Source organism: Streptomyces odonnellii (genome assembly GCF_000981895.1).
Classification (GTDB): domain Bacteria; phylum Actinomycetota; class Actinomycetes; order Streptomycetales; family Streptomycetaceae; genus Streptomyces; species Streptomyces odonnellii.
This window is the reverse complement of record NZ_LATD01000486.1, coordinates 1-6547: the sequence shown is the minus strand read 5'-3', so window position 1 is coordinate 6547 and position 6547 is coordinate 1. Positions and strand designations below refer to the sequence as shown.

Sequence of the window (6547 nt, the reverse complement as noted above, 5' to 3'; positions counted from 1 at the left end):
GTGTCAGGGGTTTCGGGGATGGCCGGGGTTTCAGGTACGGCTGGGGCGCTTGAGGCCCTGGTGGAGGGCGGTGGATCCGTGACGGTCAGGCCGTTCCTGGACCAGCGGCGCGGGTGGCCGTCCCGTCCCCCCGTGACGTCCCGCGCCCCCGGTGCGGTCTGCTCCGGGGGCGGGACAGTGGGCTCCTCGGCCCGTCGGAGCCGGTCGGCGGCCCATCCCGCGACGGCTCGGAGGATGTCCTTCTGCGCGGTGGTCGGTTCGCCGGTGGCCGTCGTGACGACGGAGAGCGCCCCGAACGTTCCCTTCGGGGAGAGCAGCGGCGTCGACACCATGCCCGTGCCCGGGCCCGAGGAGGCGGGCAGCCATACGGTGGATCCCCCGCGCACGGCCAGCGCCGGAGCCCCCGGCCCGTCGTCCGGTATTCCGTCCCAGGCGCGTGTGAGCGCACGCGGAAGCCCGCTGGCGGTGACCAGATACATACGGTGAGCGTTCACTGACCCACGGACATGAATCACACCGCCGAGACCGCTGAACTCCGCGACCGCCTGCTGAAGAGCGAGCCGCAGCACTTCGGTCTCCGGAAGAACGGCGTCCACGGCGTTCAGCAAAGCCAGCCGCTCGTTCATATGCGCCAATCATATACAAATCGGATGAGAAGCGTACTCGCGTGTCCATGGTGTCCTCTGCTACGCACGAGCACCACTCATCGCCGAGGCATCCGGGCGGCGCGACCCGGGCTGTGACGGACAGTGGCTGCGCAACGGCTGTGGCGGCGGCTTCGGCTACGGACGGCCGGGCCGGGGCGCTCAGCTCAGCAGTTCCCTGCCCGACTTCATCGCGTCGGCGCCCCCCTTCACCACGCCCTTGGCGGCCTTCACCTTCTGGCCCACCTTGTCCCCGATGACTCCCTCCACCACCGGACCTGCCTCTTCGCCGACCGCCGACGCGGTCTGGGCCGTACTGCTCAGGGTGTCGCCGAGATCGGCGTGGGCCGCGGAGGGCGCGACGGCGGTGAGGAAGGCGGAGCCGGCGAAGGCGAGGAGAAAACGATGCGTGTTCATGATCGGTACAACGCGCGGGGACGCCGGAGGGCACGCGGTCGCCGGAGCACTCCGTTCCGCGTCCCCGCGGTGACCTCGCCAAGGCGCCCCCGGAACACAAACGGCGGTCTGGATCGCGTCGTTGACCTCAATGCTTTCCCATGGGTACTAGTTGCCCTTGCGGGTAACCACCGGCTTCCTCCTAGCGTGGACATGTGACCAAGGACCAGAATCCGAACCCCCAAGAGGCGCGCCCCGGTACGCCCATGCCCGCCGTCGCCTACCGCGAGAGCCTCCCCATTGACGACCCCCGAAGCCTGCTGGACATCGAACTGCCCGTCCCCGAGCCGGGCCCGCGCGATCTGCTCGTACGGGTCGAGGCCATCGCGACCAACCCGGTCGACTACAAGGTCCGCCAGCGCACCGACCCCGGCGGGCACCCGAAGGTACTCGGCTGGGACGCGGCCGGTACGGTCGTGGCCGTCGGCGACGAGGTCGAGCTGTTCGCGGTCGGGGACGAGGTCTACTACGCGGGCGCCATCGACCGCCCCGGCGCCAACTCCCGCTTCCACGCCGTCGACGAGCGTCTTGTCGGCCCCAAGCCCACCACGCTCACCTTCACCCAGGCCGCCGCTCTCCCGCTGACCGCGTTGACCGCCTGGGAAGGCCTCTTCGACCGGATGGGCCTGCGCGACGGCGCCCTTGAACAGGAGGGCGTACTGCTGGCGACGGCCGCCGCGGGCGGTGTCGGTGCCATGGTCGTACAGCTCGCCCGGTCACTGACCAGCCTGACGGTGATCGGTACCGCCTCCCGGCCGGAGACCGCCGCCTTCGCCCGCCGCATGGGCGCCCACCATGTCATCGACCACCACCAACCGCTCGCCGCACAGCTCAAGGACATCGCGCCGGGCGGGGTCCGCCACATCTTCAGTACGGCCGCGACCGACCGGAACATCGCCTCGTACGCCGAGATCCTCACCCCGTTCGGCCAGCTCGTGTCGATCGACGACTACGACTCCCTCGACATCGGTGTGCTCAAGGCCAAGAGCGTCTCCTTCCACTGGGAATTCATGTTCACCCGGTCTCTCTTCCAGACCCCCGACCGCCAGAAGCAGCACCACATCCTCAGCCAGGTCGCCCGCCTGGTGGACCAGGGAGTGCTGGCCACAACCGCCGGGCGGGACCTCGGCCCCATCAACGCGGCCAACCTCCGCGAGGCCCACCGCATCCAGGAGTCCGGCACCTCCATCGGAAAGATCACCCTCACCGGCTTCTGAGCCACCGGCCCCGCTTCATGTGCCGCTCTCCTGCTGGCTCCTTCCGGCTTCTTCTCGTTTCCTTCCTCTCACTTCCGGAGCCATCTCACTTCGCGTCGGAGTAGCGCTCCACCGTCGCCGTCGTGAAGGGGAAGCGCACCGGGGTCTCTCCGAAGGCGATCCGTCCGGCCAGATCACCGGCCTCGCGGATCGCCTCCACGACCGCCTCGGCCTCCTCCTGCGGGCAGTGGACGATCACTTCGTCGTGCTGGAAGAAGACCAGCTCGGCCCGCATGCCCGCGATGGACCGACGCAGGGCCGCCAGCATCAGGAGGGCCCAGTCGGCCGCGCTGCCCTGCACGACGAAGTTACGGGTGAACCGGCCGCGCGCCCGGCCGTTCGACGAGGCGTAGCCCGGGGTGAACTCGCCGCCGCCGGAGTCCGGTTCGTCCATGCCCGGGCCCGGCGCGCCGGGTATCTCCTGGGGGATTCCGGCCTCGCCGTCGTCCTCCGCGCCCGCCGCCGGAGGGCTTGTCCGGCCCAGCCAGGTCCGTACGATCCGGCCCTCCTCGCCCGCCCGCGCGGCGTCGTCCACATAGGCCACGGCCAGCGGGAACCTCCGGCGCAGCGCCGCCAGATTCTTCAGCCCGTCGCCGGACGTCTGCCCGTAGATCGCGCCCAGCAGCGCCACCTTGGCGTGGGCGCGGTCACCGGAGAACGCGCGGTCGGACAGGGCCGTGTACAGATCGCCGTCGTGCCCCGCCACCTCCATCAGCCCCGGATCCCGGGAGATCGCGGCCAGCACCCGTGGCTCCATCTGGTCGGCGTCCGCCACCACCAGCCGCCAGCCCTCGTCGGCGACGACCGCGCGCCGGATCACCCGAGGTATCTGGAGCGCCCCGCCGCCATTGGTGGTCCAGCGGCCCGAGACCGAACCTCCCGGCTGGTACTCCGGTCTGAACCGGCCGTCCCGCACCCAGTCCTGGAGCCAGCTCCAGCCGTGCGCGGTCCAGATCCGGTAGAGCTTCTTGTACTCGATCAGCGGCTCCACCGCCGGATGGCCGATCTTCTCCAGCTCCCAGCGCCGCGTCGACCGCACCTTGACACCGGCCTGGGCGAAGGCCTTCACCACATCCGCGGGCAGATCGGGCCGCACCCGCCGCCCGAAGGCCGCCGACACCTCGTCGGCCAGCTCGGCCAGCCGCCGTGGCTCGCCCCCGCCCGCGTACCGCTCGCCCAGCAGCTCGTTCAGCACCTCCCGGTGCACATCCGCCCGCCAGGGCAGCCCCGCGTGGTGCATCTCGGCGGCGACCAGCATCCCCGCCGACTCGGACGCCGTGAGCAGCCGCATCCGGTCCGGATGCTCGGCCGCCAGATGCCGGCGCTGCTGCTCCGCGTACACATCGAGGAGCGCCTCGAACGGAATCTCCGCCCCCGCGTGCGGCTCGAAGAGCGAGGACTGCGAACCGGGCTCCGCCGAGCGCGCCAGCGGATCGGACGGCACCGGCGCGTTCCGCAGCCGCGCCCAGGCCGCGGCGGCCGACCGCGGCTCCCCGAGCCGCCCCTCATGGCCGAGCAGCAGCAGCTCCGCGGCCTCGACGTCATAGCACCGCTCGATCCGCACCCCCGCCGCGAGCAGCCGCGGATACACCTCGGCGCTGGACCGCCACACCCATCGCCCGGCGTCGGCCAGCCGGGCCTTGACCGCCGCGACCAGATCAGGCTCCCGCAGCACGGGCCCCGCCGCCCGGCCGTCCGCGCCCAGCGGAGCCAGCAGCGCGCCACCGCCCTCCGCGGGGGCCAGGGCCCATCTCCCGGTCATACGCCGAGTCTCGCAGCCGGGTCTGACAACGGCGGGTCCCCCGCGCCCCCGCGAACCGCTCGGAAGGCGCGCAGGGCCGGACGCCGGGAGTATCGGAAATGTGGCCATGACCGTGGCCCGCGCGGAAGGGAGACCGACATGCGAGCGGCTGTGTTCGAGAAGTTCGGCGGCCCGGACGTCCTGCACACCCAGAACGTCGACGAACCGCACGCCGGCCCCGGTGAGGTCCGAGTGGCCGTCAGGGCGGCCGGCGTCAACCCGATGGACTGGAAGATCCGCCACGGATGGATGGAACAGCTCTTCTCCACCCGGCTGCCCGCCGTGCCCGGTCTGGAGTTCGCCGGAGTCGTGGACGAAACCGGTGAAGGCGTCACGGACATGGCCGTCGGCGACGACGTGGTGGGGTGGACCGCCACCGGCGCCTACGCCCAGTACGCCCTCACCGAGACCGTGGTGCCCAAGCCGCCTTCCCTGGGCTGGGAGGAGGCCGCGGCGATCCCCGTTGCGGGCGAGACGGCCCGCCGGGTGCTCGACCAGCTCGCGTTGCGCAGGGGTGAGACGCTGCTGCTGCACGGCGCGGCGGGCGCGGTCGGATCCGTGGCCGTACAGCTCGCGGTGGCCCGCGGCGCCACCGTGATCGGCACGGCGTCCCCGGCCAATCACGACTACCTCCGCTCGCTGGGCGCGGTGCCGGTGGCGTACGGCGAAGGACTGGTCGAGCGCGTCCGCGCGGTCGCGCCCCAGGGCGTGGACGCGGTCTTCGACACCGCGGGCCGAGGAGCCCTGCCCGACTCGATCGAGCTGCGCGGCGGAACCACGGACCGGATCGTCACCATCGCAGACCCCGCAGCCGCCGACCACGGAGTGACCTTCTCCTCCGGCGTCACCGCCCCCGGCAGGAAGCGCGCCGCCCTCGCCGAGAACGTCCGGCTGGCGGCGGAGGGGAAACTCCGCCTCCGGGTCGCCGGGACCTTCCCGCTGGCGGACGCGGCGAAGGCCCAGGAGACAAGCGAGAGCGGTCATGCGAGCGGCAAGTTGGTGATCACGCCTTGACAACCGCCGGAGCAGGCGCTGATACGGGTGATATGGCACGGCGGGCTCCTCTCATGCACCATAGGTTGCTTTCAGTAATTCTTGATTCCAGAGAGTAACGATGCCCGCTGACAGTGGACTTGTGCACGACGTCTACGACCCCGGCCGGTCCTGGCTGCCCCTGACCCGAATCCCGCTTCCCCACAAGCCGGAAGCAGCCCCCAGGGCACGCAGGCACGCCCGTGAGGTGCTCGCGCTGCGCCGGGTGGACGCCGAACTGACCGCCACCGTCGAGCTGGTGGTCAGTGAGCTGGTGACCAACGCCGTGCGCCACGGTGTCTGCCTCTGCGGCTGTACCCGGGGGCCGGTCTCACTCAGCATCCTGCGCACGGAAGACCGCACCGCAGACCGCACGGACATCCGCACCGACATCCGCATGGACTGCCGTATGCGGAACCGGCTCCGCGTCGAGGTCGCCGATCCGTCCCGTACGCCCCCGCGATGGCCCATCGGCACCGGTCCGGCCGGTACGGACATGGCGGACCCCGAGGAAGGCCGCGGTCTGCTGCTGGTCACCGCCCTGGCGGCGGACTGGGGCGACCACGCGGGCCCGGTCCGGGGAAAGGTGGTGTGGTGCGAGTTCCTCGCGCGCTAGGCCGGGTCCAGCGTCCGGATCACCCGCGCCGGATTCCCCACCGCCAGCACACCCGCCGGAAGGTCCTTCGTCACCACCGCTCCCGCGCCCACCACGGTGTTCTCGCCGATCGTCACCCCCGGGCAGACGATCACCCCGCCGCCCAGCCAGACGTTGTCGCCGATGGTCACCGGAGCGGCCCGCTCCCAGCCCGCCCGGCGGCGTTCCGTGTCGAGTTCGTGGATCGGGGTCAGCAACTGCACATTCGGGCCTATCTGGACGTCGGAGCCGATGGTGATCGGCGCGCAATCCAGGAAGACCGCGTTGAAGTTGACGAAGGTACGGTCGCCGACGCTGATGTAACGGCCGAAGTCGCACTGGAACGGCGGTCGGATCCGCACACCCTCGCCCACCGAACCCAGCAGCTCCGCGAGGATCTTGGCGCGCTCGCCCGGCGCGGCCCCGCCATCGGCGTTGTACGCCGCGCAGAGCGTGAACCGGCGCTCGGTGTCCGCGCCCAGCTCTTCGTCGTCCGGCAGATACCACTCCCCGGCCAGCATGCGGCGCTTGTTCTCGCCCATGGAAGTCCTTTCCCGCGCCGGACCGTGGGACCAGGCGCTGTCGGATCAGGTGTTGGAGACAGCAACGGTAGTCGCCTCGTCACGCACCGGGCCTGGATATCCACAGCCTGTGGACAGTCCCGCCCTTTCTGAGATCCGGCCTCCCGAGCTCGGCCCGCCCCGGGATCGGCCCGCCCCGAGAC

General features: G+C 71.3%; 6 protein-coding genes and 1 pseudogene. 3 read left to right on the top strand and 4 right to left on the bottom strand.

The features are described 5' to 3' along the window. Both WH07_RS33620 and WH07_RS33615 read right to left on the bottom strand, forming a co-directional pair. A pseudogene (locus tag WH07_RS33620) lies at positions 1–626 on the bottom strand (hypothetical protein); the annotation flags it as partial. A 180-nt stretch (positions 627–806) separates the two neighbouring features. Beyond that, positions 807–1061: a hypothetical protein gene (locus WH07_RS33615; protein ID WP_046508562.1), complete on the bottom strand. Its 255-nt coding sequence runs from the start codon at positions 1059–1061 to the stop codon at positions 807–809. A 245-nt stretch (positions 1062–1306) separates the two neighbouring features. On the opposite strand from WH07_RS33615, the gene WH07_RS33610 reads away from it, so the two are divergent. Continuing rightward, positions 1307–2317 (top strand): zinc-binding alcohol dehydrogenase family protein, encoded by a 1011-nt coding sequence (locus tag WH07_RS33610; protein ID WP_046508566.1) that lies wholly within the window; start codon positions 1307–1309, stop codon positions 2315–2317. An 85-nt stretch (positions 2318–2402) separates the two neighbouring features. Here WH07_RS33610 and WH07_RS33605 read toward each other — a convergent pair whose 3' ends face one another. After that, positions 2403–4118, bottom strand: a complete 1716-nt coding sequence (locus tag WH07_RS33605) for a bifunctional 3'-5' exonuclease/DNA polymerase (protein WP_046508560.1) — start codon at positions 4116–4118, stop codon at positions 2403–2405. 138 nt (positions 4119–4256) lie between these two features. On the opposite strand from WH07_RS33605, the gene WH07_RS33600 reads away from it, so the two are divergent. Together WH07_RS33600 and WH07_RS33595 are read left to right on the top strand one after the other, a co-directional pair. Then, a complete protein-coding gene (locus WH07_RS33600) occupies positions 4257–5171 on the top strand; it encodes an NADP-dependent oxidoreductase (protein ID WP_046508557.1) in 915 nt (304 codons plus the stop codon). 100 nt (positions 5172–5271) lie between these two features. Then, positions 5272–5805, top strand: a complete 534-nt coding sequence (locus tag WH07_RS33595; RefSeq protein WP_079023776.1) for an ATP-binding protein — start codon at positions 5272–5274, stop codon at positions 5803–5805. On the opposite strand, the gene WH07_RS33590 is transcribed toward WH07_RS33595, so the two are convergent. Beyond that, complete coding sequence (locus WH07_RS33590) at positions 5802–6365, bottom strand: sugar O-acetyltransferase (RefSeq protein ID WP_046508553.1); 564 nt, start codon at positions 6363–6365, stop codon at positions 5802–5804. The two genes, WH07_RS33595 and WH07_RS33590, sit on opposite strands and share 4 nt — an antisense overlap. Between the last annotated feature and the right edge of the window lie 182 nt (positions 6366–6547).